General features: G+C 30.3%; 23 protein-coding genes. 8 read left to right on the top strand and 15 right to left on the bottom strand.

What is annotated here, in order from left to right; genetic code table 11:
- Window positions 1-10 precede the first annotated feature (10 nt).
- From ACFQ5N_RS13060 to nadE, 4 genes are all read right to left on the bottom strand, one after another.
- Window positions 11-622, bottom strand: coding sequence for a thioredoxin family protein (locus ACFQ5N_RS13060; protein ID WP_386810102.1), 612 nt, complete (start codon window positions 620-622; stop codon window positions 11-13).
- Between the two features lie 2 nt (window positions 623-624).
- Entirely contained in the window at window positions 625-1,146 is a 522-nt protein-coding gene (locus ACFQ5N_RS13055; protein WP_386810101.1) for a TlpA family protein disulfide reductase, read from the bottom strand.
- 112 nt (window positions 1,147-1,258) lie between these two features.
- On the bottom strand, window positions 1,259-2,908 hold the full coding sequence (locus ACFQ5N_RS13050; RefSeq protein ID WP_386810100.1) for a MutS-related protein: 1,650 nt from the start codon (window positions 2,906-2,908) through the stop codon (window positions 1,259-1,261).
- Between the two features lie 36 nt (window positions 2,909-2,944).
- Window positions 2,945-3,733: an NAD(+) synthase gene (gene nadE / locus ACFQ5N_RS13045; RefSeq protein ID WP_386810099.1), complete on the bottom strand. Its 789-nt coding sequence runs from the start codon at window positions 3,731-3,733 to the stop codon at window positions 2,945-2,947.
- Between the two features lie 60 nt (window positions 3,734-3,793).
- Here nadE and gldB point away from each other — a divergent pair, with 60 nt between their 5' ends.
- Both gldB and gldC read left to right on the top strand, forming a co-directional pair.
- Window positions 3,794-4,753 carry a gliding motility lipoprotein GldB gene (gene gldB / locus ACFQ5N_RS13040; protein WP_386810098.1) on the top strand — a complete coding sequence of 320 codons (960 nt, stop codon included), beginning with the start codon at window positions 3,794-3,796 and terminating at the stop codon, window positions 4,751-4,753.
- Window positions 4,753-5,088: a gliding motility protein GldC gene (gene gldC, locus ACFQ5N_RS13035; RefSeq protein WP_386810097.1), complete on the top strand. Its 336-nt coding sequence runs from the start codon at window positions 4,753-4,755 to the stop codon at window positions 5,086-5,088. The genes gldB and gldC overlap by 1 nt, the downstream gene beginning before the upstream one ends.
- Window positions 5,089-5,114: 26 nt before the next feature.
- Here the strand turns inward: gldC and folK are convergent, their stop codons facing one another.
- Complete coding sequence (gene folK, locus ACFQ5N_RS13030) at window positions 5,115-6,239, bottom strand: 2-amino-4-hydroxy-6-hydroxymethyldihydropteridine diphosphokinase (RefSeq protein ID WP_386810095.1); 1,125 nt, start codon at window positions 6,237-6,239, stop codon at window positions 5,115-5,117.
- Between the two features lie 104 nt (window positions 6,240-6,343).
- Between folK and sppA the strand changes: the two genes are divergently transcribed.
- Entirely contained in the window at window positions 6,344-8,098 is a 1,755-nt protein-coding gene (gene sppA, locus ACFQ5N_RS13025; protein ID WP_386810093.1) for a signal peptide peptidase SppA, read from the top strand.
- A 499-nt stretch (window positions 8,099-8,597) separates the two neighbouring features.
- On the opposite strand, the gene ACFQ5N_RS13020 is transcribed toward sppA, so the two are convergent.
- Window positions 8,598-9,476: a helix-turn-helix domain-containing protein gene (locus ACFQ5N_RS13020; protein WP_386810092.1), complete on the bottom strand. Its 879-nt coding sequence runs from the start codon at window positions 9,474-9,476 to the stop codon at window positions 8,598-8,600.
- Window positions 9,477-9,679: 203 nt separating this feature from the next.
- Here ACFQ5N_RS13020 and ACFQ5N_RS13015 point away from each other — a divergent pair, with 203 nt between their 5' ends.
- Window positions 9,680-10,270: a hypothetical protein gene (locus ACFQ5N_RS13015; RefSeq protein ID WP_386810091.1), complete on the top strand. Its 591-nt coding sequence runs from the start codon at window positions 9,680-9,682 to the stop codon at window positions 10,268-10,270.
- Window positions 10,271-10,337: 67 nt separating this feature from the next.
- Here ACFQ5N_RS13015 and ACFQ5N_RS13010 read toward each other — a convergent pair whose 3' ends face one another.
- The 8 genes from ACFQ5N_RS13010 to ACFQ5N_RS12975 form a co-directional block, all read right to left on the bottom strand.
- Entirely contained in the window at window positions 10,338-10,820 is a 483-nt protein-coding gene (locus ACFQ5N_RS13010; RefSeq protein WP_386810090.1) for a dihydrofolate reductase, read from the bottom strand.
- Entirely contained in the window at window positions 10,817-11,215 is a 399-nt protein-coding gene (locus ACFQ5N_RS13005) for a 2TM domain-containing protein (protein WP_386810089.1), read from the bottom strand. The genes ACFQ5N_RS13010 and ACFQ5N_RS13005 overlap by 4 nt, the downstream gene beginning before the upstream one ends.
- Before the next feature lie 146 nt (window positions 11,216-11,361).
- Complete coding sequence (locus ACFQ5N_RS13000) at window positions 11,362-11,574, bottom strand: hypothetical protein (RefSeq protein ID WP_386810088.1); 213 nt, start codon at window positions 11,572-11,574, stop codon at window positions 11,362-11,364.
- A 17-nt stretch (window positions 11,575-11,591) separates the two neighbouring features.
- Entirely contained in the window at window positions 11,592-12,416 is an 825-nt protein-coding gene (locus ACFQ5N_RS12995) for a thymidylate synthase (protein WP_386810086.1), read from the bottom strand.
- Between the two features lie 61 nt (window positions 12,417-12,477).
- Window positions 12,478-13,872, bottom strand: coding sequence for a NupC/NupG family nucleoside CNT transporter (locus ACFQ5N_RS12990; protein WP_386810085.1), 1,395 nt, complete (start codon window positions 13,870-13,872; stop codon window positions 12,478-12,480).
- Between the two features lie 7 nt (window positions 13,873-13,879).
- The gene (locus ACFQ5N_RS12985; RefSeq protein ID WP_386810083.1) at window positions 13,880-14,491 is read right to left on the bottom strand and encodes a bifunctional nuclease domain-containing protein; all 612 of its coding nucleotides are present in this window, start codon (window positions 14,489-14,491) and stop codon (window positions 13,880-13,882) included.
- Window positions 14,492-14,581: 90 nt separating this feature from the next.
- Complete coding sequence (locus tag ACFQ5N_RS12980; protein WP_386810082.1) at window positions 14,582-15,544, bottom strand: electron transfer flavoprotein subunit alpha/FixB family protein; 963 nt, start codon at window positions 15,542-15,544, stop codon at window positions 14,582-14,584.
- A gap of 91 nt (window positions 15,545-15,635) precedes the next feature.
- Window positions 15,636-16,382 carry an electron transfer flavoprotein subunit beta/FixA family protein gene (locus tag ACFQ5N_RS12975; RefSeq protein WP_386810080.1) on the bottom strand — a complete coding sequence of 249 codons (747 nt, stop codon included), beginning with the start codon at window positions 16,380-16,382 and terminating at the stop codon, window positions 15,636-15,638.
- Window positions 16,383-16,489: 107 nt separating this feature from the next.
- Between ACFQ5N_RS12975 and ACFQ5N_RS12970 the strand changes: the two genes are divergently transcribed.
- The 4 genes from ACFQ5N_RS12970 to ACFQ5N_RS12955 all read left to right on the top strand — a co-directional run bounded on the left by ACFQ5N_RS12970 (window position 16,490) and on the right by ACFQ5N_RS12955 (window position 23,411).
- Window positions 16,490-17,539: a pyruvate dehydrogenase complex E1 component subunit beta gene (locus ACFQ5N_RS12970; protein WP_386810400.1), complete on the top strand. Its 1,050-nt coding sequence runs from the start codon at window positions 16,490-16,492 to the stop codon at window positions 17,537-17,539.
- 63 nt (window positions 17,540-17,602) lie between these two features.
- Window positions 17,603-20,089, top strand: coding sequence for a DUF5686 and carboxypeptidase-like regulatory domain-containing protein (locus ACFQ5N_RS12965; RefSeq protein WP_386810079.1), 2,487 nt, complete (start codon window positions 17,603-17,605; stop codon window positions 20,087-20,089).
- Window positions 20,090-20,159: 70 nt separating this feature from the next.
- Window positions 20,160-20,693 carry an inorganic diphosphatase gene (locus ACFQ5N_RS12960; protein WP_386810078.1) on the top strand — a complete coding sequence of 178 codons (534 nt, stop codon included), beginning with the start codon at window positions 20,160-20,162 and terminating at the stop codon, window positions 20,691-20,693.
- A gap of 276 nt (window positions 20,694-20,969) precedes the next feature.
- Window positions 20,970-23,411: a sodium-translocating pyrophosphatase gene (locus ACFQ5N_RS12955; protein WP_386810077.1), complete on the top strand. Its 2,442-nt coding sequence runs from the start codon at window positions 20,970-20,972 to the stop codon at window positions 23,409-23,411.
- Between the two features lie 71 nt (window positions 23,412-23,482).
- Here ACFQ5N_RS12955 and ACFQ5N_RS12950 read toward each other — a convergent pair whose 3' ends face one another.
- Complete coding sequence (locus ACFQ5N_RS12950; protein WP_386810076.1) at window positions 23,483-24,097, bottom strand: deoxynucleoside kinase; 615 nt, start codon at window positions 24,095-24,097, stop codon at window positions 23,483-23,485.
- Window positions 24,098-24,134: the final 37 nt, after the last annotated feature.

Here is a 24,134-nt window from a genome sequence, read left to right as displayed (position 1 = left end):
TAGTATTTTCTTATTTTTTTATTGAACAACCAATAGCTTTTGTAAAATCAAGCGAAGGTTTTTCACCAATTAATAAAGCTTCAACAGCGTTTTCAACATATTTTTCAGTAACTGCGCTTGCATTTTGAGAGTTATTATCTATAGCGCCAATATACGCTACTTTTAGAGCGTTATTTTCTTTGTTTAAAATAAAAACATGTGGTGTTCTTGTGGCTCCATATTGTGGAAATATTTTTTGACCTTCGTCAAATAAATATGGAAATGTAAAACCTTTGTCTTTTGCTCTTTTTTGCATAGAAACAAAATCATCTCCTTTAGAAATTTCTGGATTGTTTGGATTGATGGCAATTACAGGATATCCTTTTGATTTGTATTTTTTGTCCAATGCAATTATTCTGTCTTCATAAGCAACAGAATACGGACAGTGGTTACAGGTAAAAATTACGATAAAGCCTTTTGCTGAATCAAAATCAGAAAGAGAAACCAGTTTTTCATCAATGTTTTTTAGTTTAAAATCGGTTGCTGTGTCACCAATTTTATATCCTTCAGAAGTGTTTTTTAAGCTGAACGCTGTAATTACTGCAAATACAATTAATACTGCACTTATTTTTAGTGTTTTCATATTTAGTTAATTTTAGTTATTTCGTTTTCAAGTAGTTCGTATGTGAATGATTGCTCATAAAATTTTCGATTGTTTTTATTGTAAATAACTGTAGCTGGAATTGCTCCAGACCATTCAGTACTTACTTTAGGAATCCACGTATTTTGGTCAGGATCACCCATTACAACAACTTTTGGCTTTAAGTTGTGTTCTTTTATAAAAGGTAAAAGTCTAGTCTCAATATGACTAGTAAAGTCTAAACTAACCAAAATAACTTCTACATTTTTGTCTTTGTAATTTTCGTGTAATTTTTCAAAAGCAGGCAATTCTTCAACACAAGGTTTACACCAAGTTGCCCAAAAATTAATTACATACGTTTTGTCATCATTTTTAGATAAAATGGTTTCAAGACCTTTGTAATCAATAATTTCAATATTTGTTGTTGCTTCAGTTTTTTTTTCTGGAGCTACTTTTTTCAAAGGTTTAGGGTCGGGTTTGCAAGCTGTAATTGCAATTGCAAAAAATAGTAAGAGTAGTTTTTTCATAATAGATTTTAAAAATAGTAAATCTAGTGATATGAAAAAGAAAATTAACAAAACTTAACAAAGTCTCAGTAAGTTACTTAAATACTTGCGTAATTGTTATGATAATTGTGAGTTAATTGAAGTTGTTTAGTTTTGTATTACGTGCATCTTCAATTATTTCAGAAGGGTATTTATAAAGTTCTAAAATTTTAATGGCGTTTCTTGTTTGTAACTTTCCAGCCTTTAATTTATGATCAAAAGTTAAAGTTTCATCAACAATTTGTTCACTAAAATGAAATAATTCGTAGTTTTCTTTTTGCAGTAGGTCTGTTAGTTCAATGTCGTGAGTAGATACTAAAACGGTGTGATTTGGTTTGTTTAGATATGCTAAAATAGCTTTTCCACCAGAAATTCGTTCTACAGTATTCGTTCCTTTAAAAATTTCATCCAAAACAAATAAACTGGGTTGTTCATTTTTAGCAGCTTCAACTAATTCTTTTACTGTTAAAACCTCTTCTAAATAATAGCTGGTTTCATCCAATAAATCATCTGTAATTCTAATAGAAGAGTAAATTTTATAAAATGGTGCGGTGTACGATTTTCCAAAACAAATATGTAACGTTTGCGCTAAAATACTATTGATTGCAACGGTTCTTATAAATGTGGTTTTCCCCGACATATTTGAACCTGTTAATAACATACTTTTTGCATTTAAATCTATGTTGTTTGTAATGCAATCTTCAATTAATGGATGGTGAAGTTCTGTTGCTGTTAGTTTGTTTTCAGCTGTGAAATTTGGAGTGCAACTATTTGGAGTGCTTTCTTTTAAAGACGCGGTAGATATGGCAGCATCAATTTCACCAATAAATAAAAAGAGTTGTTCAATACCTTCTTTTTCTTCAGAAATAGAATCAATAAAGCTAAAAAAGATAAGAAATTCAATGTTGAACAAAATTTTAAAAAGTTCAGCAACAAACCAAAATAAAAAGGCAAATTCATTATCTACATTTTTTTCGAAGGCAATAAATTCTGTTTTTAATTGAATTGAGCTTACCTTTTTTATGAATTCAAAATTTTTGAAATGAGTTTTTATTTCAGGAATATCGGCTAGTTTTTTTCCTACATTTAAACTTTTTGATAGTTGTTTTACACCATCTAAGTAATAACTAATATTGGATTTGTTTTTATAATGAAAAAATAAATTAACGGCTAAAATAGCCACAATTAGTAATGAGAAAATTGGGTAGAAAAAAGTTAAAATAATAGAAATAAGTGATCCAAAAGATAAGAGTTTAACAAACCATATGTTTGTAGGTCTTTCAATTTGCTTTCCGTTAAAAAGCTCTTCTAAATAATAAGAATCATTATAGTTTAATTTAGAAAGGAGTTGCTGACAATGAATGCTCAGTGTTTTGTTTTTTTGAAAAATAACTGTTAATGCACTGAATTGAAGTAGGCTTTCTAGATTACCAATAGTTCTTAACCTAAAATATAAATATTGTTGCCCAATTTTTGAGGAGGTTCTGTCAATAAACTTAAAAATTGACTCAATATCTAAGTCATTTTTACATTTGTCTGAAATAATATGAAACGCCTCTTTTTTATGGTCATTGTTTTTAAAATATCGTTCAATAACATAAAAATTGAAATACTCCTTTTGTCTTGAAGTTCCCCAACGTTCAGTAAGCCATTTTTTTAAAGCTGCTTTTTTCTTTTTTCTAGCGTAGTTGCTGTATAAAAAAATGATTGTTAAAATAAAAAGGAACCCTAAAATCCAATTCATAATAATTTTTTTGTTTTTTAGGGTTTGTAATATTGTTTATTTTAATTCTTCAGGAATTATACACACCGGAATTGGGTTCATTTTGTGCTTGTTCGCTTTATTTCTTTGTGCGTAAATAGTAAAAGCTTCTTTTTCTCTACCTTCAAAATCTGAGGCTGTTTTTCCTAAATCAGCTTGAATCATTGCCCATTCTAATTCATCATAACTTGCACCAATTTGATCTTCATCAGTTCTGCTATCTCCAAATAATCCATCTGTAGGTTGTGCTTTTTGAATACTTGTTGGAACTTCTAAAAAAGCAGCTAAGTCATATACTTCAGATTTCATTAAATCGGCTATTGGGCTTAAATCTACACCACCGTCACCATATTTTGTAAAAAAACCAACACCAAAATCTTCAACTTTATTTCCTGTACCTGCTACTAAATAACCGTATAAACCAGCTAAATAATATAAAGTGCTCATACGTAAACGAGCTCTAGTATTTGCTAAAGACATACTTACAGTGGCTTCATTTTCTATTACTGGTGTTACAGATTTAAACTCTTCAAAAGTGGTTGTTAAATTTACTTCTGTTGAACTTACTTTTGGAAAACGTTTTTTAAGTTGTGCAATATGTTCTTTTGCTCTTGATACTTGATTTTCACCTTGGTGAATTGGCATTTCAACACACAATACAGGAAATCCTGTTTTAGCGCATAATGTTGAGGTTACAGCAGAATCAATTCCTCCTGAGATTCCAACAACAAATCCATTTACGTTTGCATTAGTTGCATACTCTTTTAACCAATTTATAATGTGATCAACAACTTTTTCAGTATTCATACTTAAACTTTTTTAGTAATTTTGACGTTTTTAAAAATAGAAGTGTAAATATAGAAATTAATGAACAAAATTATTAGTGTACTCCTTATTTTATTGATGGTAATTTCTTGTAAAAGTGAAATTAAAAACCAAGTTGATGTTTCAGAAATTGAAGTTGATGTAAATATTGAGAGGTTTGAACAACATTTTTATACAACTACTAAAGAAACCTTACCCAATATTAAAGAGTCATTTCCTTTTTTGTTTCCATTGCAATATGCTGATAGTATTTGGTTGCATAGAATTAACGATCCTAAGGAAGTTGAATTATTTGAAAAAACCGAACAAGTTTTTGGAAATTTTGAAACGCAGAAAAATGAAATAGAAGATGTGTTTAAACACGTGAAATATTATCATCCTTTGTTTGAAGCGCCAAAAGTAATTACATTAATTACCAATTTAGATTTTGAAAATAAAGTGATGTATACAAATGACTATTTGTTTATTTCATTAGATATGTATTTAGGTGCAAATGATGAGGTGTATAAAGATTTTCCGTTGTATTTGGCTCATAATTTTACAACTTCTCAATTGTCTGTAGATATTGGAAAGGCAATAAGTGAACGTTTTTATAGCGCTAAAAGTAGTCGTCAGTTTATAGATTTGATTGTAAACGAAGGAAAAAAAATGTATTTGTTAGATTGCTATGTACCTTTAAAAACCGATGCCCAAAAAATGGGTTACTCAACAGATAAAATGGATTGGGTACTTGCGAATGAAGAACCTATTTGGAAATATTTTATAGAAAATAAATTATTATTTAGTACAGATGCCGATTTGTATACACGTTTTGTGGCAGATGCTCCATTTTCAAAATTTTATATTGATATTGATAATGAATCACCAGGGAAAATAGGTGTTTGGTTAGGTTGGCAAATTGTACGTTCTTATATGAATAATAATAATGTAACTTTGCAGCAGCTTTTGCAAACCAATGCAGAAGAAATTTTTAAAAAATCAAAATACAAACCCAATAAATAATGGCAGTAGCACACAAATCAAAAATAGAATTCACAGTTGGTTTAGATGAAAATAAAGTTCCTGAACAATTAAACTGGAGCGCAGAAGAAGGTGGTATTTCAAATGAAGAAGCTAAAGCATTAATGATTTCAGTTTGGGATTCAAAAGCAAAAGATACGCTGCGTATGGATTTGTGGACAAAAGATATGCCTATAGATGAGATGAAACAATTTTTTCATCAAACATTAGTTTCTATGGCAAGTACTTTTGAACGTGCAACAAACGATGAAAAAATGACGGCGACAATGCGTGATTTTTGCGATTATTTTGCTGAAAAATTAGAATTAAAAAAGTAACTATTTCAATGCTATTTGAAATAGGTTTATTTAGCTAATATTTTTTTGAGAATATCTTTGTAATCTTCTGGGTTATTCACAAAGTCTTTGTCTGAAACATCAATAATTAGCGTGTCTAATTTTGTTTCGGTTTTAATAAAAGTTGAATATCCGCTATGAATTTTATCTAAATAAGCTGGTTCAATATTTTGCTCATAATCTCTACCTCGTTTTTTAATATTTTCAATTAAACGTGGTGTGTTTTGATACAAGTAAATATACAAATCTGGCTTTGAAATTTCTTTATACATAATGTCAAACATTTTTCTATAAAGTGTATATTCTTCTTTAGAAAGAGATACTTGTGCAAAAATTAAAGATTTAAAAATGTAATAATCAGAAATTATAAAATTTTTAAATAAATCAAATTGAGCTAAATCATCTGTAAGTTGTGAATATCTATCAGCTAAAAAACTCATTTCAAGCGGAAATGCATACCGCTCCATATCTGCGTAGTATTTTGGTAAAAACGGATTGTCAGCAAATCGCTCTAAAACAATTTTGGCGTTGTAATCTTCTGCAATCATTTTAGAAAGCGTTGTTTTACCAGCCCCAATGTTTCCTTCAATAGCTATGTAATTGTATTTTTCAGAAAGACAAATTGGCCGTGTTAATTGTAGCGCTAATTTTTCAATTTCGCCAGTATCATTACAATTATTTAAACAACTTTGAATACGTTGTTTTTCAATAGGATGCAATAAGTTTGGAGCAATTTCAGCTAAGGGAACCATTACAAACTTGCGGTCTAACATATTTTTGTGAGGAACAATTAATTCTTTCGAAAAAATAATTTCATCTTCAAAAAGCAATACATCAATATCAATAGTTCTTGCTTTATATGTTTGTTCATTAGTTCTTATTCTACCAAGCGAACGTTCAATTTCATGAATTTTAATCAGTAATAATTCAGGGTTTAAACTTGTAGAAACTTTAATGCAACAATTAAAAAAATCATCACTTTCAAAACCCCAAGCCGCTGTTTTGTATACAGCAGAAATCTTAGCTATTGATCCAATTTTTTCGGCAATTAAATCTATAGCTTCTTGTAAGTTTTTAAGCTTGTTTCCTTGGTTGCTTCCAAGAGATAAATATGTGGTTCTTACTATTTGCATATGGTAGGTGCAAAGAAAAGAAAAGTATCATTTAAAAAGCTATCTTTGTGTTTCAACTTATAAACATTTGCATTTTTTTTTGCACCATAAATATTTACGTTTACATGAAATTTTTAAGAAATTTAGTTGCTTCAATTTTAGGTAGTTTTATTGCCTTAGGTTTAATTTTTATACTTTTTTTATTATTCGCAGTGTCACTTAGTGAAAGTGAAGAAACCGTGGTAAAGAAAAATACCGTTTTGGTTATTGAATTAGATAAAATTGTAAAGGATTTTGCTCCAAAAAGTGATGATCCTTTTGATGAGATATTTGGAGCTAATAATAAAAAAATGGGGTTGAATGAAATTTTGAATGCCATTGAAAATGCAAAATATGATTCGAATATTGAAGGAATTAGTATTCATACATTAGGTGTAAATGCTGGAATAGCACAAACCCAAGCTATTCGAAATAAAATTGAAGAGTTTCAAGAAACAGGAAAGTTTGTAAAAGCTTATGCTGATATTTATGATCAAAAGGCGTATTATTTAGCGTCTGTAGCTGATTCTGTATTTTTGAATCCGGTTGGTGAAATTGAGTTTAAAGGCCTGTCTTCTGAAGTGTTATTTTATAAAAACCTGCAAGATAAAACAGGTGTAAAAATGGAAGTAATTAGACACGGAAAATATAAAAGTGCCGTGGAACCATTTTTAGCAAATGAAATGAGTGACAATAATAGAGAGCAAATTTCATCTTTTTTAAACGCCATTTGGGGTGAAATGGTTACTGAAATTGCTGAGAGTAGAGATAAAACTTCAAGTGAGTTGAATAAAATTGCAGATGGATTATTGTCTAGAAATGCAAAATTAGCCATTGAAAATAAAATGGTTGACGAAGCTATTTATTTTGACACCTATGAAGAAAAATTAAAATTAGCTGCAGGTGTTCCTTTAAAAAGTAAATTAAGAACTATAAAACTACAAGATTACATTTCAACAGGAAAAGGAAGAGTTGTAAATACTGCTTCAAATAGAATTGCAGTTATTTATGCGCAAGGTGAGATTATTTATGGAAAAGGGAATGAAGATGTAATAGGGCAAGAGTTAATTATAAATGCATTAAGAAAAGCCCGATCATCAAATAGTGTAAAGGCAATTGTTTTACGTGTAAATTCTCCTGGTGGAAGTGCTTTAACTTCTGAATTGATTTGGAGAGAGATAGAACTTACCAAAGAAAAATTACCTGTGGTGGTTTCTATGGGGAATGTTGCCGCTTCAGGAGGATATTATATTGCTTGCAATGCGCATAAAATTATTGCTGAGCCAACTACAATTACTGGCTCAATTGGTGTTTTTGGCGTAATTCCTAATATAAGTAAGTTGGCAGAAAATATTGGTGTAAATGCAGAGCAAGTAAAAACAAATAAAGGACCAGATTATAGTGGTTTTGAACCAATGACACATGCTTTTAGAACTGTTACACAGGAAGGTGTAGAATTTGTGTATACCACTTTTGTAAATCGTGTTGCCGCAGGTAGAAATATGACGGTGGAAGAAGTTGATAATATTGCGCAGGGTAGAGTATGGTCTGGAATTGAAGCTAAAAAAGTAGGTTTAGTTGATGAGCTTGGTGGTTTAAAGGATGCGGTTATTGAAGCGGCTGGCTTAGCCGGAATTACAGATTATAGAATAAGAAATTACCCAAGCTATAAAATTGATTTTGAAGAACGATTTAGCGATTTTCCTTTTGCAGCTACTAAAGAAGAATTACTTATTGAAGAGTTTGGTGAAGAAAATTACAAATTATACCAAACACTAAAGCAATTTTCAAAAATTAGTGGTGTTCAGGCGCGTTTACCATATGTTATAGATATTCATTAATATATGTATATAAGTAAATAAATTTTTAATAGGTATTAAAAAAGAGGAGCATTTCTAAAAAATGCTCCTCTTTTTTGTTTTAATGCTTGTATAAATATTTGTGATATTGATTTTTTGTGTCTGTATAGAAATCTTTTTTGCAATTTTTAATTTATTCTTTTTGTAAATGTGTGTAATTTTAACTTTAAGATGTGGTTTTTTTGCATAAAAACACTAAAATATTAGTTAAGGTTAAAATACAATAGAAATAAGTAAAATTAGGTGTTATTTAAACTCTATATCCTGCGTACATTTGTCATATGTTTGGTTTACATAAAAATACATAATAAGCGGTTATTATTTATTAATTAAGTTTGGAATCACCTCTTTATAAGAGGTGATTTTTTTTGTGCTATATATTAGTTGTATGTTGTATTACTTATAAACTATATGTATCACATGTAAAAAGCCATTAACAAGTAAATGCAATGGCTTTTATATTGTAAATAAAAAACGTGTATTATTTTAGCTCTACAAGTTGTTTCATTTCATTTCTATATTTTAAAGGACTTTTACCAGTGAACTTTTTGAAAAGTTTGTTAAAGTGAGAAAAGTTATTAAATCCACTTTCAAAACAAATATCAGTAATACTTGTCGGTTTTTCAGCTAATAGTTTTGTAGCGTGTACAATTCTAAATTCATTTACAAATTGAGTAAATGTTTTACCAGTAACCTTTTTAAAGTATCTACAAAATGCAGGAACAGTCATACTTACCTTTTCTGAAATCTCATCTAACGTAATTTGTTGAGTAAAGTTATTACGTACGTGATGAAATATAATCTCAATTTTATTATTGTCTTGAGGTTCAACTTCAAAAGCAAACCCATCTACATTTAATAAGGAGTAATCCTCTGAAAGAGAAAGATCTTTTAAAATTTGCAAAAAGTGAGTAATTCTATCTATACCTTTATAATTAATAAGAGCTTCAATTTTTGGTCCAATTACTTTTTTTGCTTCAGGGTGAAACAATAATCCTTTCTTTGCTCTTGCAAATAAAGTTTTAATTGATTGCATTTCAGGAATATCAAAAAAGGTATCTCCTAAAAATTCTTCTTTAAACTGAATAATTGTTTCTCTACCATTAGATGTAAACCTATCAGTAAAACCACTATGCGGTAAACTAGAACCAATTAATATTAACTGACTATTGTTGAAATAAGATAAATGACTACCTATATGTCTTTTACCTTTTGCCTTATTCACGTAAACTAATTCTAGTTCTGGGTGAAAGTGCCAAAATGGTAAATGATTCTCAACAACTTCGTTATGTTGTTTAATATGTAAAGAGTTTCCAAACTCTAAATTTATTTTTTCAAATGCGGGCTTTGTATTTTTCATAATTTGCCATAATAAAAAGCAAAAGTATAACAATAAATTCAATGATTCTATTTAGATTTCACAAGTTTATATGGTATATTGATATATGTGGCGGTTAACATTAAATTAACAGTTAAAATAGGATATAAATTTGAAAAAATTGAGGTATTTTACCTTGTAAATGCGTCTTACATTTGTATCATACTAATTAAAAGATTATTATTATGAAAAATCTAATTAAAAAGAGTTTACTAATTGTAGCCGTATTTACTACGATAGTATTAAACGCAACTAACACTAATAATGTAGTTGTAAATGTAATTGACGTAAAAGTAATAGATTTAAAATTGAACAACTCTGATGGAGATTTGCAGATAAGCGTTGTTGATACTTACGGAGAAATCTTACACGTCGAAAAATTCACTGGATCTTATTTCTCTCAAAAATATGACTTTAACACTTTACCTGTAGGTGATTATTTCTTTGAAATTGAAGGGCAAACAAAAATTAATTTAATGCCTTTTAAAGTTACTTCTAGTGGTATTGAGTTTAAAAATGTTGTAAACGATGTGTACTACAAGCCTACAGTTAGACAAGATGGAGATTTGTTATTTATCACAAAAGTAGCCTTAGATAATGAAAACTTAGGAATTACTTTATTAGATAAAGAGTTAAATACGTTATATAAAGAAGAACTTACTAACGATATTAACTTAGGAAAAACTTTAAATTTAGAAATGTTACCAGCTGGAGATTATAGCTTATTATTGAAAAGCGATGGTAAAACATTTGTTGAAAAAATAAATAAAAAATAATAATTCATATATTATTTATGTTTGGTTTGGTAAAAAAGGGTCTTATTATTTAATAAGGCCCTTTTTTTTATGCTCTTAAAAAAGTAACAAAGCTGTAATCAAATTTGTTTTTTTCGTCAGCTTTGCAATCTGTTCTTTCTACAACTTTCCAAATTAAAGGGTCAATTTCCGGAAAAAATGCATCTGCTTCAAAGGATTTGTGAACAAGTGTAAGGTCTAATTTATCAGCTATTTCTAGTGCTTGTTTGTAAATTTCGGCTCCTCCTAAAATGTATGGATTTTCATCTGATTTTGCGGCTTCAATAGCTTCAGTAAGTGAATTTACTACAATACAACCTTCTTGCTTGTAATTTTTATTTCTTGTAATTATTATGGTTGTTCTATTTGGTAAAGGTTTGCCTAAAGATTCAAAGGTTTTACGTCCCATAATAATATGATGGCCCAAGGTTACTTGCTTAAAGCGTTTTAAATCGGCAGGTAAATGCCAAATTAATTGATTGTCTTTTCCTAGAGCATTATTATCAGCAACAGCGGCTATTATTGTTATCATTCTTGAGTTGTTGATTTTTGTTGGTTTTCTTTTTGAAGTTCATTTGCGTAAACTTCACTTTCTAGTTTTAATCTTGTTTCTTTTTCAATTTCAATTCTTAGTTTTTCTATTTTGGCTTCTTGCTTTAAAACTAATTTTTCAGTTTGTTTTTCAACCCATTCTTTTCCCATAAATTTATGTGTAATAAATACATTGATAAAATGTAATAGAAACAAAAAAGACCACCCAATTATAGCCCATACAAACCAGTCCAATGGTTCTCCTATTTTTAAAAATTTGTTTACAATAATTAAAAAAACAGAACCTACTAGAAATAAAATAAAGTGAAAATACAAACGTTTTTTTTGTTTAATTCGTTTTTTTGCATTTTCATATAATTCAAATTGTTCTTTCATTTTGAAATTAATTTAGGTGTATTTTAATTGCTATTTTATTGATGTTGAAATAAGCAATAATTTAATAATGCGTTAAGCTTTGTTAGGTTTTATCCTTTTACAAAAGCTAAAAGTAGGCCAAGTGAATAGTTGTGTAGAATATAAAACTACATGTTTTTTACCCATTCCTTAATGTAGTCGGTATATTCACTTGTTTCGCTAACTTCAGTATTTTTATTCTGTTCAATAGCAAAAGTTAAGAATTTTGCAATTTCTTCTTCAGAAGAGTTAAAAAGTATTTCAATAGATTTTAAAATATTTACATCTTCAATTTGATTGATTCTTTCAATTATTTTTTCTTTTAAAACTTGATCTTGCATTTTTTTTGGTTTAGGTTTTAAACTGCAACTGCTCCTTTTATGTGTGGATGCGGGTTGTAACCTACTAAGTTAAAGTCTTCAAATTTAAAATCAAAGATATTTTTAATGTTTTGATTTATTTCCATTTGTGGCAATTCTTTCGGTTCTCTTGATAATTGCAAATTAATTTGATCAAGGTGGTTACTGTAAATATGAGCATCGCCAAACGTATGAATAAAATCTCCAGGTTTTAGGTTGCAAACTTGTGCCATCATTAATGTTAGAAGGGCATAAGAAGCAATATTAAATGGAACTCCTAAAAAAATATCAGCACTTCGTTGGTATAATTGACAAGAAAGTTTTCCATCAGTAACATAAAATTGAAAAAAGGCATGACAAGGTGGTAATGCAGCTTTTCCATTTGCAACATTTTCTGAAAATGAAATAGAAGTATCTGGTAATACGCTTGGGTTCCAAGCGGTCACAATCATTCTTCTACTGTCAGGATTTGTTTTAATAGTTTCAATTACTTCTGTAATTTGATCAATACCTTCACTATTCCAATTACGCCATTGATGACCATAAACAGGACCTAAATCCCCATTTTCATCAGCCCAAGCATCCCAAATTTTAACATTGTGTTTTTGTAAATAATCAATATTTGTTTCGCCCTTTAAAAACCATAATAATTCATGAATAATTGATTTTAAATGTAGTTTTTTAGTGGTAACCATTGGAAAACCTTCACTTAAGTCAAAACGCATTTGATATCCAAATACACTTTTTGTTCCAGTACCGGTTCTATCTTCTTTTAAAATTCCGTTATCACGAACGTGTTTTATTAGGTCTAAATATTGTTTCATGTTTTATTTTTTTAGCTTTTAATTGTTATTTAATGGTAACAATTAAATATTTAAGTAGCAATTAACCTATAATCATTCCTGCAATTGTAGCAGAAAGTAAAGAAGCTAATGAACCTCCAATTAGGGCTTTCATTCCAAATTCAGATAACGTTTTACGTTGTCCTGGTGCTAAAGATCCAATTCCTCCAATTTGTATACCAATAGATGCAAAATTTGCAAATCCGCAAAGCATATAGGTTGCCATAATTATTGATTTATTGTAAGTGAAATGCGTAATGTTACTCACATCTTTTAATTCGGCCAATTGAATATAACCAACAAATTCACTCGCTGCTAGTTTTACACCTAATAATTGTCCCATAAGCATAACATCTTCAGTAGCAACACCAATTAACCACATTAGTGGTGAGAAAATAGTTCCTAAAATAGCTTCTAAAGAAAAACTTTGGTAAGGCGTATTTGATGCCATCCAAGCGTTTAAAGTAGTTATGTCTCCAACCCAACTTAAAACACCGTTTACCATAGCAATAATAGCAACAAATACCAAAAGCATTGCTGCTACATTTGCAGCTAATTTTAATCCTTCTGTTGTACCGTTTGCAATAGCATCTAAAATATTTGATCCAATTTTTTCTTGAGATACTTTAACGTCTGTATTAATTTCTTCAGTTTGAGGATATAGCATTTTAGAAATTACAATTGCTCCAGGCGCCGCCATTACTGAGGCTGCTAATAAATGTTTTGCAAATTGTAAGCGTAATACAGGATCATTTCCACCTAAAAAACCAATATAAGCAGCTAATACACCACCGGCAACAGTTGCCATTCCACCAATCATTACTAATAAAATTTCAGAACGATTCATGCGTTCTAAATAGGCTTTAATCATTAAAGGTGCTTCTGTTTGTCCTAAGAAAATATTTCCAGCAACAGACAAGCTTTCAGCTCCTGAAATTTTTAATAATTTGGTAAGAAGCCAAGCTAAACCTTTTACAATAACTTGAATAATTCCCAAGTAAAATAATAAAGATGTTAATGCCGAAAAGAAGATAATGGTTGGTAAAATTTGGAAAACAAAAATGTATCCAAAGGATTCCACATTCATTAATCCACCAAATAAAAACTCACTACCAGCCGCAGTGTAATCTAAAATGTTTGTAAAAATACCTCCTACAAATTCAAAAATAGCTTGTACAAACGGAATTTTTAATACACCAACCGCAATTAATAATTGTGCACTTAAACCAGCACCCACAGTTTTCCAATTAATGGCTTTTCTATTGCTGCTAAATAAATAGGCTATTAATAATAATGAAGCCATTCCTAAAATTCCTCGTAAAATGGAATTTAAAGAATATCCTTGACTTTCAATAATAGTGTTTGTTACTGTTTCTTGTGCGTTTAATGAAAAAACACTGCTAAAAAGAAGTGCTGATAAACTTAATTTTTTTATCATTTTTATGTTATTTGGAGGAGCGTTTATTTATTTCGTCTCTAATTTTTGCCGCTATTTCGTAGTCTTCATCTAAAACAGCATCGTTTAATTTATCTTGTAGTTGCTCTAAAGTGTCATGTGCGTATGAGGTTTCTTTTGCAGGAACAGGTTCTTGAATTAAATCTTCAATTTCAAGGTTTTCTTCTTGAGGTAAAAATTCATCTTTCATTTTTAAATAAATACCTGCTTTATCTAAAATGTTTTCATAAGTAAAAATAGGAGCACTAAAGCGTGTTGCTAGTGCAATAGCATCAGATGTTCGGGTGTCAATAATTTCTTCAATATTGTCTCTTTCACAAATTAAACTTGAGTAAAATACGCCATCAACTAATTTATGAATAATCACCTGTTTAATATCTATTTGAAAACTATCAGCAAACGATTTAAATAAATCATGTGTTAACGGGCGCGGAGGTTTTATTTCTTTTTCAAGTGCAATAGCAATAGACTGTGCTTCAAAGGCACCAATAACAATAGGTAGTGTTCTGGAGCCATCTACTTCATTTAAGACCAAGGCATAGGCGCCACTTTGTGTTTGACTATATGATATACCTTTTATATTTAAGCGAACTAAACTCATAATTTTATTTTAACAAAAAAAGGCCATCTAATCAAAGGACTCGAATATCCAATCATTAGATAGCCTTTTAAGAGGCACAATTTACTAAAATTATGCGTTATTTGTTTTAAATTCTTTCAACTTTTCAATTAATTTAGGTACAACTTCAAAAGCATCACCTACAATTCCGTAATCTGCGGCTTTAAAGAACGGAGCTTCGGCATCAGTATTAATTACAACTTTTACTTTTGAAGAATTAATTCCGGCTAAATGTTGGATAGCTCCAGAAATTCCAATGGCAATATATAAATTAGAAGCTACAGGTTTTCCTGTTTGTCCAACGTGCTCACTATGAGGTCTCCATCCTAAATCTGAAACAGGTTTTGAACAAGCAGTTGCGGCTCCTAAAACTTTAGCTAATTCTTCAATCATTCCCCAGTTTTCTGGACCTTTTAAACCTCTTCCGCCTGAAACTACAATGTCTGCATCTGCAATTGTAATGGTTCCCGTAGTTTGTTCTATTTTTTCAGAAGTTATGGAGGCATCAATTAAAGTAGGTACAAATTCTTCGGTTGTTCCTGTTACCGGAGCTTCAACAATTCCAAATGAATTTTTAGAAAGGGCAATTACTTTTACTTCTGTATTAATTTGAGTGTTGTTAAATCCTTTGCTTGAAAATGCTTTTCTTTTTACTGTAAATGGTGTTGTTTCACTTGGTAGCGCTACAACATTGCTTGCATATCCGGCTTTTAAATTTACTGCAACTATTGGTGCAACGTACAATCCGTTTGCGTTTGAATCTATAATTACAACCGTTGCATTTTCTTTTTCTGCAGCTTGTTGAATAATATTTGCGTAAACTTTTGCATTAAAGGTTTTTAAATTTTCATTTGAAACATTTAAAACTTTTTCTGCTCCATACGCATATAAATCAGATGGATTTGTTGAATTTATAGCTAAAACTACTGTGTTTGTTCCTAGTTGTTCAGCAACTTTTTTACCGTAAGCGGTTACTTCTATAGCAGATTTTTTAAATACTCCTTCTGATGTTTCGGCTAAAATTAAAACTGACATATTTTTTTCTTTTAGTTAATGGTTTAATCAATAATTGTAATGGTGAAAGCCCTAAAATGGTTACTTCCGCGGTTCATTAATTTTTTTGAAATTAGATTACTTTGGCTTCAGTATGTAATAAATTTACAAGTTCACCTATGTTCTCTGTGCTTACAATTTTACAAGCTGATTTTGCCACAGGTTTTTCAAATGAAACAGTTGCAGTTGTAGTTTCAGTTGAAATTGGTTCAACAATAGTTAATGGCTTTTTACGCGCCATCATAATTCCTCGCATATTTGGAATTCGTAAATCTTTTTCTTCAACCAACCCTTTTTGGCCGGCAATTACTAAAGGTAAATTTGTTGCTAATAGTTCTTTTCCACCATCTATTTCTCTTGAAACAGTTGCTTTTTCTCCTTCAACTTCTAGGCCAATGCACGCATTTACAAAATTAAAATCTAATAATGTTGCAAGCATTCCGGGAACCATACCACCGTTATAATCAATAGATTCTTTTCCTGCTAAAACTAAATCAAAAGCACCACTTTTTACTACTTCGGCTAATTCTTTAGCTACCGTAAAGCCATCAGTTGGTTCAGCATTTACACGAATAGCATTATCTGCACCAATAGCTAAAGCTTTTCTTAAAGTTGGTTCGGTAGTAGCGTTTCCAACAGACACAACTGTAACAGTTGCTCCTTGTTTTTCTTTAAACCACATGGCTCTAGTTAGGGAAAATTCATCGTAAGGATTTATGACGAATTGTACGCCATTGCTATCGAATTTTGTGTCGTTTTCAGTAAAATTTATTTTTGAAGTCGTGTCTGGAACATGACTAATGCAAACTAATATTTTCATTTTAATAGATATTTGGTTTTAAAGTATAAAATTAACGGGAAAATCGTTACATTTTTACGAATGTACTACTTTTTTTTAAAAATACTATGCGTGCATAGTAAAAATTTATAAATCATTATTTTTTTGATAGTGAAAATAGAAATGCTTATTTTTGCAACGCTAAAAAAAAACATAAGATGAAGACTATACAATTTAGAGAAGCTATTTGCGAGGCAATGAGCGAAGAAATGCGCCGTGATGAAACTATTTTCTTAATAGGTGAAGAGGTTGCTGAATATAACGGTGCTTATAAAGCTTCAAAAGGAATGTTAGACGAGTTTGGAGAGAAACGAGTTATTGATTCTCCAATTGCTGAGTTAGGTTTTGCTGGTATATCAGTTGGAGCTGCAATGAATGGTAACAGACCAATTGTTGAGTTTATGACTTTTAACTTCGCATTAGTTGGTATTGATCAAATTATAAATAATGCTGCAAAAATTAGACAAATGTCTGGTGGACAGTTAAATTGTCCAATTGTTTTTAGAGGTCCTACAGGATCTGCTGGGCAATTAGGAGCTACGCATTCACAAGCTTTTGAAAACTGGTTTGCCAATACTCCTGGTTTAAAAGTTGTTGTTCCTTCAAATCCATACGATGCAAAAGGATTATTAAAAGCTGCAATTAGAGATGATGATCCAGTAATTTTTATGGAGTCTGAACAAATGTATGGTGATAAAATGGAAGTTCCAGAAGGAGAATACATTATTCCTATTGGAGTTGCTGATATAAAAAGAGAAGGTACAGATGTAACTATTGTTTCTTTTGGTAAAATTATTAAAGAAGCTTATAAAGCTGCTGATGTTTTAGAAAAAGAAGGTATTTCATGTGAAATTATTGATTTACGTACTGTACGACCAATGGATTGGGAAGCTATTTTTACTTCTGTGAAAAAAACAAACAGATTGGTTGTTTTAGAAGAAGCTTGGCCTTTTTCTAGTGTTTCTTCAGAAATTACTTTCCAAGTACAAGAAAATATTTTTGATCATTTAGATGCGCCAGTTAGAAGAATTACAACTGCTGATACACCTGCACCATATTCTCCTGTATTATTAGAAGAGTGGTTACCTAACTTTACTGATGTTGTAAAGGCGGTAAAAGATGTAATGTATATAAAATAAATAGCACACAATGTGCGTTATAGATTCCTTTCAAGTGCTACTTGAAAGGAATTTTTCTTTCTTATGAAAAAAAATGTTGTTTTACACATATTGTTTCTATTAGCGTTTTCAGTTGCGTTTGCACAAGTGAAAATAAGCGGTACGGTTCAAGATGCGCAAAATAACACGGTTCCTTTTGCAAATATTCTTTTTGTAGGTTCTAATACCGGAACAGTTTCTGACGAAAACGGTTCATTTTATTTAGAATCAGAAACAACATATTCTGAAATTGAAATTTCATTTTTAGGGTTTGAAACAAAGGTTATTCCTGTTAAATCAAGAGATTTTAACTTAAAAATAACCTTAGAAGAATCAGCTTCACAACTTCAAGAAGTTTTTATTTATTCAGGAAAAGTAAAGAAAAAAGGAAATCCTGCTATTACTCTTCTAAAAAAAGTTTGGGAAAAAAAACGTCAAAATGGTATTTACTTATTTGATCAGTATGAATTTGAGAAATATGAAAAACTAGAGTTTGATATTAATAATGTTGACAGTACTGTTGTAAATAGTAAGTTATTTGAGAATATTGAATTTATTTTTGATGGTGTAGACACTTCTAGCGTTACAGGAAAAGCTTTTTTGCCAATATTTATTAATGAATCTGTTTACAAAACTTACGGTGACAATACTAAAAATAGGTTGCGAAATGATATTGTTGCAAATATAAATTCAGGATTTAGTTCAAATCAAAACCTAATTGCATTTATAAAAGACTTGTATGTAGAATACGATATTTACAGTAACTATATTAAAATTTTTGATAAAAGTTTTGTGAGTCCGGTTTCAAAAGCAGGTACATTGTCATATAATTATGTTTTAGCAGATAGTGCATTTGTAGATAATAAATGGTGTTATAATATATTGTATTACCCTAGGCGAAAAGGAGAATTAACTTTTAAAGGTGATTTTTGGGTAAATGATACCACGTTTGCTGTGAAAGAAATTAATATGCAAGCCAATAAAAGTGCCAATATTAACTGGGTAAAAGACATTTATATTGAACAAGAATACAATGTTTTAAACGATTCGGTTTTCTTGTTAAAAAAAGATTATATGATGTCTGATTTCAGCTTTGCTAAAAAAGACAAATCAAGAGGTATTTATGGGAAGCGAACTACTATGTACAAAGATTATGTTTTTGATAGTTTAAAGTCTGATAAATTTTACAAAGTGAAAATAGATGCTTATGATGAATCTATTTACAAAAAAGGTGAAGATTTTTGGAATGTAAGCCGTCAAGAAAAATTATCTGAAAATGAACAAGGTATTTACAAAATGATAGATACCTTAAAAACGGTTCCAAAGTTTAAAAGAATGTACGATTTAGTGTCTATTCTAGGGTCTGGATATGTAGAGTTAAATAACTTTGATTTTGGTCCTATATATTCAACTTTTGGAGCGAATGATGTAGAAGGTGTAAGACTTAGAGTTGGAGGTAGAACTTATTTTGGGCCAAATGACAGGTGGAGAGTGCAATCATATTTAGCATATGGTTTTAAAGATGATCAATTTAAATATGGTGTTTCTGGAAAATGGATGGTTGGACCCAAAAGCAGATTTATTATAGGTGGTGGAAATAGAAGAGATGTTGAGCAAATTGGTGTAAGTTTAACCACTACAAATGATATTTTAGGAAGAAGTTTTGCTTCATCAGCAATTTTTGCAAGTGGAGATAATAGTAAACTAACTTCTATTAATTTGTCTAACTTTTTTATGTCTATAGAGCCAGTTAAAAACCTTAATTTTAGAATTGGTACTTCTTATAGAACATTAAAATCAGCGTCTCCATCAACCTTTAATTTAGATTGGTGGGTTGATAAAGAAAACGGAATTAAAGCCCAAGAAACTATTCAGTCTGAAATTGATTTTTCAATTAACTATACACCAAAACGTAAAACTATTGGTTGGGGAGTTGAGCGCAATGAAGTTTCAAGTGCATACGCAACCTTATTTTTTAATTATTCACAAGGAATTAAAGGTATTTTTGATAGTGATTTTAGTTATCAAAAACTTCAATTTTATTATAGACAACCATTTTTAATAGGTGGTTTTGGAAGAATGTTTACCACTTTTGAAACGGGGAAAATATTTGGTGAAGTACCTTTAGGTTTGTTAAGTGTAGTTCCGGGGAATCAATCATATTTAACTATTGAGAATACGTATTCATTATTAGATTATTATGATTTTGTTACAGATACGTACGCTTCAGTACACGTAGAGCATAATTTTAACGGTCGTTTTTTCTCGAGACTACCACTTTTAAGAGAATTAAATTTACGTGAATTAGTTGGTATAAAAGCTGTTTGGGGTTCTATTTCCGATGAGAATATTGCATTAAACGCCTCTAATATTTCTTATGTAGCTCCTACCAAAACATATTTTGAATACAGTGTTGGTGTGGGAAATATATTTAAAGTTTTAAGAATTGATTTTAGTTGGAGAGGAAGCTATAGACATGTACCTAACGCTAATAATTTCACAGTTAAAGCTGCAGTTGGTTTCTATTTTTAATTATTGCCTAGCATTTTGTCTATTCCATTTTGATTTTTGTATTTTTACCTAAAATAATAAAACTTAACAAATGACAGCTAAAGCTAAAAAACCAATAACATTTGATGTATTAATTGAGATACCAAAAGGAAGTAGAAACAAATATGAATATGATTTTGCATTGCATAAAATTAGATTCGATAGAATGTTATTCTCTTCAATGATGTATCCTGGAGATTACGGATTTATACCTGAAACATTGGCGCTAGATCAGGATCCACTAGATGTATTAGTTTTAGGACACCAACCAACATACCCAATGGTAGTAATGGAAGTTAGGCCTATTGGTGTTTTTTATATGACAGATGAAAAAGGACCTGATGAAAAAATTATTTGCGTTCCAGTTTCAGATCCTATTTGGAGTAATAGAGGAGATATTGCCGATTTAAATCCACATCGTTTAAAAGAAATTGAACACTTTTTTCAAGTTTATAAAGATTTAGAAGAGAAAAAAGTTGATACAGGTGGATGGGGAAATGCTGAAGCAGCAATAAAAATATACCAAGAATGTGTAGAACGTTATGAAAATAGCGAGCATAAGAAAAAAAGAACATTTACAATATAGATAATTGTATTGTTTCTAAAAAAGAACCACTTTATATTTTATAAAGTGGTTCTTTTTTTTTGTATACAGCTGTTTTTAAAATGTTTATGCTATAATTGAACTTCAAATTCATAATAAATATGTACCTTTAATATAGATTTAAGACTAAATAATACTATTTAATACAGGCGCTTTACATAAGCTAAATTTAATTACAAGCTATTGTAACTACACTGTTTTAATTATTTAAGCCTTTTTGCGATTGAACATAATCACTAATTTTAATATACATTACAAATGAAAAAATTAATAGCAATTTTAGTTGTGTTTATGCTTCCTTCAGTTATGTTAGCTAGTGAAGCTGATCTCGTAATCCCAAATGCAATAAAAGAACAGCGCATTTTATATTGGGGTTTTTTAATTACAATAGCAGGTTTGCTATTTGGTTTCTATCAATTTTTACAAGTAAAGAAAATACGTGCTCATCAATCTATGTTAAATGTAGCTCAGGTTATATTTGAAACATCAAAAACGTATTTAATTCAGCAAGGAAAATTTATTTTAATCTTGTTTGCTTTTATAGGCACAGCTGTTGCTTTTTATTTCGGGTTTTTATCTGTAAATCCTGAAACTGGTGAGCATATTTTTGGAGTAGGAGGCGTTTTATTAATCCTTGCTTGGATGGTTTTAGGAATATTAGGTTCGTACTCTGTAGCTTGGTTTGGAATAAGAATGAACACTTTGGCAAACTCTCGTATGGCTTTTGCTTCTTTAGAAAGAAAGCCTATAAAACTATTAAATATTCCATTAAATGCCGGAATGAGTATTGGAGTTGTTTTAATTTCTTTAGAATTAATTATGATGCTCGTTATTTTGATGTTTGTACCTGGAGAATTTGCTGGTGCGTGCTTTATTGGATTTGCTATTGGCGAATCATTAGGTGCTTCAGCTTTAAGAATTGCGGGCGGTATTTTTACCAAGATTGCTGACATTGGATCAGATTTAATGAAAGTTATTTTTAAAATTGGAGAAGATGACCCTAGAAACCCAGGAACTATTGCCGATTGTGTTGGTGATAATGCTGGAGACTCAGTTGGGCCAACAGCTGATGGTTTTGAAACTTATGGTGTAACAGGTGTTGCTTTAATTTCGTTTATTCTATTAGCTATTACAGAGCCTGCACTTCAAACACAATTGTTAGTGTGGATTTTTGTGATGCGAATTTTAATGATCATTACTTCAATTGTTTCATTTTGGGTGAATGGAGCAATTACAAAAGCAAAATTTTCAAATGTTGATGAGTTAGATTTTGAAATTCCATTAACTTCATTGGTATGGATTACCTCAATTTTATCTATAGCCGTTACATTTGTTGCGAGTTACTTTTTAATAGGAGATATTGGAAATAATTTATGGATTCCATTATCTATAATAATTAGTTCTGGAACACTTGGTGCTGCGCTTATTCCAGAATTTACCAAAATATTTACAAGCCCAAAATCAACACATGTATTAGAAGTTGTTGAAGCTTCAAAAGAAGGAGGCGCATCATTAAATATTTTATCGGGTTTAGTTGCTGGTAATTTTAGTGCATTTTGGCAAGGAATGGTATTCTTTTTCTTAATGTTTATTGCTTACTACGCATCTAATTACGGTTTAGGAGAAATAATGATTTATCCTTCAATTTTCGCCTTTGGATTGGTCGCTTTTGGAATGTTAGGAATGGGACCAGTTACCATTGCTGTAGATAGCTACGGACCTGTTACAGATAATGCACAATCTATTTATGAGCTGTCTTTAATTGAAGAAAATAAAGCAGAAGTAACTACTGAAATTGAAAAAGAATTTGGTTTTACACCAGATTTTGAAAAGTCAAAGTATTATTTAGAGGCAAATGATGGTGCCGGAAATACTTTTAAAGCAACAGCAAAACCTGTTTTAATAGGAACAGCTGTGGTAGGAGCCACCACTATGATTTTTGCATTAATTTTAGTGATAGAACATTCTTTAGGAATTAAGCCTGAAGAAATATTGAATTTGTTAAATCCGTTTACAATTTTTGGTTTTTTATTGGGCGGAGCTGTTATTTATTGGTTTTCTGGAGCAAGTATTCAAGCGGTTACAACGGGAGCAAGTAGAGCTGTAGCTTATATTAAAGAACACATAAATCTTGATACAGATGCGCCTAAAAAAGCTGATGTTGAAAAATCACGTGAAGTGGTTAAAATTTGTACGAAATATGCTCAAAGAGGAATGCTAAATATTTTTATAGCTATTTTTTCTTTTGCTTTGGCATTTGCATTTTTATCTGCTCCAAATGGAAATGTTGAAGGAATGATTGATGCAGATAAATTAGTTGCTGCAGCGCCTGTTTCTTTATTTGTTAGTTACCTTATTTCAATTGCATTTTTTGGGTTGTATCAAGCTATTTTTATGGCAAATGCTGGTGGTGCTTGGGACAATGCTAAAAAAGTGATAGAAGTTGATATGCAAGAGAAAGGTTCCGATTTGCACGCAGCTTCTGTGGTTGGTGATACGGTTGGAGATCCTTTTAAAGACACTTCTTCGGTGGCTTTAAATCCAATCATAAAATTTACCACATTATTTGGTTTGTTGGCTATGGAAATAGCAATTTCTCCTTCGTTTAGAGCCTTAGCTCCTTACTTTGGAATAGGATTTTTAATAATTGCCTTATATTTTGTTTACAAATCATTTTATAAAATGAGAATAAATAGTTAAAATAAATAAACGCAAAAAAGGCAGTAAATTTAATTTTTACTGCCTTTTTTGTGTTTATAAATATTGTTAGGTTAAAAAAGTCCGTTTATTTGAGCTTCAATTTTATCAATAATAAAACCTAAATCTTCTGGGTTGTCTACAAAATCTAAATTATCAACATCAATAATTAATAAGTTACCTTTATCGTATTTGGTAATCCAAGCTTCGTAGCGTTCATTTAAACGACTTAAATAATCTATACTAATAGAGTTTTCGTAGTCACGTCCTCTTTTATGAATTTGACCAACCAAGGTAGTTATAGAGGCGCGTAAATAAATTAATAAATCTGGAGGAGAAACTAAACGCTCCATTAATTCAAATAAAGAATCGTAATTGTTATAATCTCTGTTTGTCATTAATCCCATAGCGTGCAAGTTAGGAGCAAAAATATGAGCATCTTCATAAATTGTTCTATCTTGAATAATGTTTTTACCACTTTCTCTAATTTCTAAAATTTGACGAAAACGACTATTTAAAAAGTATACTTGTAAATTAAATGACCAACGCTCCATTTCGCCATAAAAATCATCTAAATATGGATTCTCATCTACAGATTCATAGTGTGGTTCCCAACGGAAATGTTTCGCTAATAGTTTTGTTAATGTTGTTTTTCCTGCGCCAATATTTCCTGCTATTGCTACGTGCATAATAAATTGTTAGGTGAAAATTAAATGGCTAAAATAC

The sequence above is a fragment of the Lutibacter holmesii genome (assembly GCF_042679665.1).
GTDB lineage: Bacteria > Bacteroidota > Bacteroidia > Flavobacteriales > Flavobacteriaceae > Lutibacter > Lutibacter holmesii.
The sequence above is the reverse complement of the archived record's forward strand: the minus strand, read 5'-3'. Positions and strand labels throughout refer to the sequence as shown.

What these genes read in the sequence shown, in the direction of transcription:
- ACFQ5N_RS12980 (WP_386810082.1), bottom strand. Translation starts at nt 15,544, where the DNA reads ATGTCAGTTTTAATTTTAGCCGAAACATCAGAAGGAGTATTTAAAAAA.
- nadE (WP_386810099.1), bottom strand. Translation starts at nt 3,733, where the DNA reads ATGAATACTGAAAAAGTTGTTGATCACATTATAAATTGGTTAAAAGAG.
- ACFQ5N_RS13015 (WP_386810091.1), top strand. Translation starts at nt 9,680, where the DNA reads ATGAAAAATCTAATTAAAAAGAGTTTACTAATTGTAGCCGTATTTACT.
- ACFQ5N_RS13010 (WP_386810090.1), bottom strand. Translation starts at nt 10,820, where the DNA reads ATGATAACAATAATAGCCGCTGTTGCTGATAATAATGCTCTAGGAAAA.
- ACFQ5N_RS12985 (WP_386810083.1), bottom strand. Translation starts at nt 14,491, where the DNA reads ATGAGTTTAGTTCGCTTAAATATAAAAGGTATATCATATAGTCAAACA.
- ACFQ5N_RS13005 (WP_386810089.1), bottom strand. Translation starts at nt 11,215, where the DNA reads ATGAAAGAACAATTTGAATTATATGAAAATGCAAAAAAACGAATTAAA.
- ACFQ5N_RS13000 (WP_386810088.1), bottom strand. Translation starts at nt 11,574, where the DNA reads ATGCAAGATCAAGTTTTAAAAGAAAAAATAATTGAAAGAATCAATCAA.
- gldC (WP_386810097.1), top strand. Translation starts at nt 4,753, where the DNA reads ATGGCAGTAGCACACAAATCAAAAATAGAATTCACAGTTGGTTTAGAT.
- gldB (WP_386810098.1), top strand. Translation starts at nt 3,794, where the DNA reads ATGAACAAAATTATTAGTGTACTCCTTATTTTATTGATGGTAATTTCT.
- ACFQ5N_RS12990 (WP_386810085.1), bottom strand. Translation starts at nt 13,872, where the DNA reads ATGATAAAAAAATTAAGTTTATCAGCACTTCTTTTTAGCAGTGTTTTT.
- ACFQ5N_RS12960 (WP_386810078.1), top strand. Translation starts at nt 20,160, where the DNA reads ATGACAGCTAAAGCTAAAAAACCAATAACATTTGATGTATTAATTGAG.
- ACFQ5N_RS12950 (WP_386810076.1), bottom strand. Translation starts at nt 24,097, where the DNA reads ATGCACGTAGCAATAGCAGGAAATATTGGCGCAGGAAAAACAACATTA.
- folK (WP_386810095.1), bottom strand. Translation starts at nt 6,239, where the DNA reads ATGCAAATAGTAAGAACCACATATTTATCTCTTGGAAGCAACCAAGGA.
- ACFQ5N_RS13050 (WP_386810100.1), bottom strand. Translation starts at nt 2,908, where the DNA reads ATGAATTGGATTTTAGGGTTCCTTTTTATTTTAACAATCATTTTTTTA.
- ACFQ5N_RS13060 (WP_386810102.1), bottom strand. Translation starts at nt 622, where the DNA reads ATGAAAACACTAAAAATAAGTGCAGTATTAATTGTATTTGCAGTAATT.
- ACFQ5N_RS12975 (WP_386810080.1), bottom strand. Translation starts at nt 16,382, where the DNA reads ATGAAAATATTAGTTTGCATTAGTCATGTTCCAGACACGACTTCAAAA.
- ACFQ5N_RS12955 (WP_386810077.1), top strand. Translation starts at nt 20,970, where the DNA reads ATGAAAAAATTAATAGCAATTTTAGTTGTGTTTATGCTTCCTTCAGTT.
- sppA (WP_386810093.1), top strand. Translation starts at nt 6,344, where the DNA reads ATGAAATTTTTAAGAAATTTAGTTGCTTCAATTTTAGGTAGTTTTATT.
- ACFQ5N_RS13055 (WP_386810101.1), bottom strand. Translation starts at nt 1,146, where the DNA reads ATGAAAAAACTACTCTTACTATTTTTTGCAATTGCAATTACAGCTTGC.
- ACFQ5N_RS12965 (WP_386810079.1), top strand. Translation starts at nt 17,603, where the DNA reads ATGAAAAAAAATGTTGTTTTACACATATTGTTTCTATTAGCGTTTTCA.
- ACFQ5N_RS12995 (WP_386810086.1), bottom strand. Translation starts at nt 12,416, where the DNA reads ATGAAACAATATTTAGACCTAATAAAACACGTTCGTGATAACGGAATT.
- ACFQ5N_RS13020 (WP_386810092.1), bottom strand. Translation starts at nt 9,476, where the DNA reads ATGAAAAATACAAAGCCCGCATTTGAAAAAATAAATTTAGAGTTTGGA.